Annotated in this window: 2 protein-coding genes; both read left to right on the forward strand. The window is 49.0% G+C overall.

From position 1 onward, the window contains the following. Nucleotides 1-6: 6 nt before the first annotated feature. Nucleotides 7-165 carry a DUF6701 domain-containing protein gene (locus A3751_RS23935; RefSeq protein WP_369821272.1) on the forward strand — a complete coding sequence of 53 codons (159 nt, stop codon included), beginning with the start codon at nucleotides 7-9 and terminating at the stop codon, nucleotides 163-165. Between the two features lie 291 nt (nucleotides 166-456). After that, nucleotides 457-661, forward strand: a 205-nt coding sequence (locus tag A3751_RS21055) for a prepilin-type N-terminal cleavage/methylation domain-containing protein (protein ID WP_156492710.1), incomplete at its 3' end; no start/stop codon positions are given.

Genomic DNA, 661 nt, shown 5'->3' on the forward strand with positions numbered 1-661 from the left:
GGTTCGATTGGTGTTGTCGTTGATCTAGGGACAATGCCTTGGCTGCGTTTCAATTGGGATGCAAGCGCGGACGGTTCCTTGGAAGACGCGCCCTTGAGGTTCGCTACCTTTGGTCAGTATCGTGGGAATGACCGCATTATATACTGGCGAGAGGTCTTTCCTTAAGAGCGCTCAATCTTGAGTTGGATATATTGCGGACGTGCTGAGGTGTTTTCTCATCGGCGCCCTTGATGCGAGTTGCCCTGATGATTCTCGTGGCTGATCATCGACCTGATAGGCTATAGGTCAAGATGTTCGTGCAACCCGTTTGCATTAATTCCAAAGCGCTTTATCTGCACTACGGAATCGTCATGTTCGTGTCACCGATTTTTCTAGTCTGAATCTATGAGCTGTGGCTTAATAACACCCTGTACGTATTAGCAATCCCAATAAAATAATAAAGAAACGACAAGAACTATGCAGCAGTTTGGCAGACTTGAAGCGAGCGGCGCTCGTGGTTTTACTCTCATCGAATTGATCATGGTTGTTGTGATCCTCGGTATCCTTTCGGCTTTTACTATCCCGCGTTTTGCAGACCTTGGAAGAGAGGCGAGAGAAGCTTCCCTTGCAGGTATTGCGGGGACCATGAAGTCTGCGGCGGCTGTTGCGCATGCAGAGCAGC

The sequence above is a fragment of the Oleiphilus sp. HI0080 genome (genome assembly GCF_001635135.1).